At 76.4% G+C, this 3,381-nt stretch carries 3 protein-coding genes and 1 pseudogene; 3 read left to right on the top strand and 1 reads right to left on the bottom strand.

The window, feature by feature from the left end; all coding sequences use genetic code 11:
• The 3 genes from E1200_RS34195 to E1200_RS32110 all read left to right on the top strand — a co-directional run.
• Positions 1-208, top strand: a 208-nt coding sequence (locus tag E1200_RS34195; RefSeq protein WP_165950556.1) for a hypothetical protein, incomplete at its 5' end; no start/stop codon positions are given.
• A gap of 48 nt (positions 209-256) precedes the next feature.
• Positions 257-1,183, top strand: coding sequence for a ribokinase (locus E1200_RS32105; RefSeq protein ID WP_131956239.1), 927 nt, complete (start codon positions 257-259; stop codon positions 1,181-1,183).
• A gap of 133 nt (positions 1,184-1,316) precedes the next feature.
• Positions 1,317-2,246: a Ppx/GppA phosphatase family protein gene (locus tag E1200_RS32110; RefSeq protein WP_131956241.1), complete on the top strand. Its 930-nt coding sequence runs from the start codon at positions 1,317-1,319 to the stop codon at positions 2,244-2,246.
• A gap of 21 nt (positions 2,247-2,267) precedes the next feature.
• Here the strand turns inward: E1200_RS32110 and E1200_RS32115 are convergent.
• Positions 2,268-3,381: pseudogene (locus tag E1200_RS32115) on the bottom strand (PD40 domain-containing protein); the annotation flags it as partial.

A 3,381-nucleotide genomic window follows, 5' to 3' on the forward strand; every position in this document is an offset into this window, starting at 1 on the left:
GTCGGGGAACTGGCGGGGGCCCGGCGGGCTGCGGGTGCGGGCCGTGCGGCTGAGCGGCGCGCACCGGGTGCTGGCCGAGCGCGCCGGCGTCCTGGGGCACAGCGCGTTCCTGGTGACGCGGAACGGGGCGCTCGTCGGGCGCGGCTACTACCCGTCCGTGGAGAGCCTGTCGGAGGTGGTCGACCTGGCCGAGCTGCGGGCCCGGTGACCGCCTCCGGGTTGCACCGGACGGCCCGGCGCGTGTAGTCCGTTGTCCGTGACCGGAGAACGCTCGCGGAGCCGAGAAGTCGTCGTCGTCGGGTCGGTCAACGCGGACCTGGTGGTCGGCGTCGACCGCAGGCCCGCACCGGGGGAGACCGTGCTCGGCTCCGACCTCGCCACGCTGCCCGGCGGCAAGGGCGCGAACCAGGCCGTGGCGGCGGCCCGGCTCGGCGGGCGGGTCGGCATCGTCGGGCGGATCGGCGACGACGGGCACGGCGAGCTGCTGCGCGGCGCCCTCGCCGCCGACGGGGTCGACCTCGCCCACCTCACGGTCACCGGCGGCGCCCCGAGCGGCGTCGCGCTGATCACGGTCGGGCCGGACGGCGACAACAGCATCATCGTCTCGCCCGGCGCCAACGCCCGGCTGACACCGGACGACGTCGCCGCCGCCCGCGAGATGATCGCCGGCGCGTCCGTCGTGTCGTGCCAGCTGGAGGTGCCGCTGCCCGCCGTCGAGGCCGCCGGCCGCGCCGCCGACGCGGCCGGCGGGCGGTTCGTGCTCAACCTCTCGCCGCCCGCACCGGTCCCGGGGGAGCTGCTCGGCCGCTGTGATCCGCTCGTGGTCAACGAGCACGAGGCCGCCTTCCTGCTGGGCGGCGCGCGGGAGCGCCCGGAGGACGCGGCGGCGGCGCTCGTCCGGTCCGGGGCGCGGTCCGTCGTCGTCACGCTCGGCGCGGCAGGGGTCGTCGTCGCCGACGGCGAGGGGACGGCGGCCATCCCGTCGCCGAAGACGGACGCCGTCGACACGACCGGCGCGGGCGACGCGTTCACCGCCGCGCTCTGCCTGCGGCTCGCGCGCGGCGACACGCTGTTGGACGCCGCCCGGTACGCGACCCGGGTGGGCGCCGCCGCCGTCCGCAGGCGGGGCGCGCAGAGCTCCTACCCGGGGCCGGACGAGCTGCCCGATCCGCCGGCCGGCTGACCCGCCCGGAAGTGCGCGGCGGTGACAGTGGTGTGACCCGGCCCCTCGTCTCACCTGCGGAGACATCCGGGCTTTGGGGGTTTCGCCCTGGTCGTCCCGAATCGTGGGAAAGCCGTCCGATATTTTTCCTTCCATGCGACTCGGCGTGCTGGACGTGGGCTCGAACACCGTGCACCTGCTGGTGGTGGACGCCCATTACGGGGCGCGGCCCCTCCCCGCGTACTCCCACAAGGCGGACCTGCGGCTCGCCGACCACCTGGACGACGCGGACCGGCTGACCGCGCAGGGCGAGAAGCTGCTGAGCGACTTCGTCGACGAGGCGCTGCGGATCGCCGAGGACAAGGGCGTCGAGGACCTCCTCGCGTTCGCCACCTCCGCCGTCCGCGACGCCGCCAACGGCGAGGAGGTCCTCGACCGGATCCGCGCCGACAAGGGGATCGGCATCCGGGCGCTGTCCGGCGAGGAGGAGGCGCGGCTGACGTTCCTCGCCGCGCGCCGCTGGTTCGGCTGGTCGTCGGGGCGGCTGCTCGTGGTGGACATCGGCGGCGGCTCGCTGGAGGTCGCGTCCGGCATCGACGAGGAGCCGGACGTGGCGTTCTCGCTGCCGCTCGGCGCGGGCCGGCTCACCCGCACCCGCTTCTCCGCCGACCCGCCGCACCCGGACGAGATCCGCCGGCTGCGCCGGGAGGTCCGCACGGAGATCGCCCGCCGGGTCGGCGACGTCGCCAGGTACGGGGCGGCCGACCACGCCGTGGCCACGTCCAAGACCTTCAAGCAGCTCGCCCGGATCGGCGGCGCCGCCCCGTCCGCCGACGGGCCCCTGCAGCGGCGCGTCCTGTCGTGCACCGACCTGACCGAGTGGGCCGCCAAGCTCGCCCCGATGCCGTCCGCCGAGCGCGCCGGGCTGCCGGGCGTGTCCGAGCGGCGCGCCGAGCAGCTGCTCGCCGGCGCCATCGTCGCCGACGCCGCGATGGACCTGTTCGGGCTCGGCGAGCTGGAGGTCTGCCCGTGGGCGCTGCGCGAGGGCGTGATCCTGCGCCGCCTGGACATGATCACCGCCTGACCGGGCGGTCGGCGCGGCGCGCTACATCCAGCTCGGGTGGCCGAACGTGCGGCCCTCCGGGGTGAGGACCCGCTCGCCGGTGCCGTCCGCCCGGACGGCGTGGACCACCGGCTCGGCGAGGGACCCGCGCACGAAGCAGAGCCAGGTGCCGTCGGACGACCACGCCGGGTCCATGTCGTCGCGCCCGCCCGTGGTCACGGCGCGCGCCCCGGACCCGTCGGCGTTCATCACCCAGATCGAGCTGTGCTCCGGGGAGCCCCTGGTGAACGCGATCTTCGAGCCGTCGGGGGACCATTCGGGGTCCACCGAGCGCACGCCGTCGTCGGTCAGCCGCGTCCACTCCGACCCCGGGCGCTCCGGGTCGAGGGTGTAGATCTGCTCGGTGCCGTCCCGCTTGCTCCAGAACACGAGCCTCTTCGTGGCCGACCACATCGGGTCGTCCTTGGCCGAGTCGTCGTCGGTGAGCTGCGTGGCCTTCCCGCCCTCCAGGGCGATGGTGAAGATCTGCCGGGTGCCGCCGTCCCTGCCCATGTAGGCCAGCCGGGTGCCGTCCGGCGACCAGGCGACCCGCCCGCCCGCGATGTCGGTGACCTTCCGCGCGCCGCTCCCGTCGGCGTTCATCACCCACGCCTCGCTCTTGCCGCCGCCGGTCCGGGTGAACGCGATGTGCTCGCGGTCCGGGGACGGCTCGGGCAGCATCTCGCACCGGTCGCCGCCGGCGAGCGCGGTGGCGGCCGGCTCGCCCGGCTTGAACAGGCCGATGTCGCCGTGGCACGACTCCGGCCAGCCGGGCCGGGTGTCCATCCGCACGAGCAGCGGCTCGGCCGGGAACGCCGCCGGCCCGGCCGGCCGCTCCGGCTCGTCCGACGGGCGGGTCATGTAGTAGACGCCGCCCGCCAGCACCCCGGCGGCGACCAGCCCCGCGAGCGTTCCGGCGACGAGCCTGGTGCGGCGGGGCGACCCGTCCCGTTCGTCCGGCGGACCGCTCACGGGCGGAAGGACGGGCGGGGGCGCGGCGAACTGACGCTCGGTGGGCCGTACGCCGGCCGGATCGGTCCCCGGCCCGGCCTCCGGCTCGGGCCGGGGCGCGGGGACGGGCTGCTGCTGCGGCGGCCACTCCGGCGCCAGCCGGGTC

Origin of the sequence: Actinomadura sp. GC306 (genome assembly GCF_004348665.1) — a bacterium.
Taxonomy (GTDB): Bacteria; Actinomycetota; Actinomycetes; order Streptosporangiales; family Streptosporangiaceae; genus Spirillospora.

Bases quoted from the DNA above. Each gene is read 5' to 3' on its own strand.
- E1200_RS32110 (WP_131956241.1), top strand. From the start codon at position 1,317: ATGCGACTCGGCGTGCTGGACGTGGGCTCGAACACCGTGCACCTGCTG.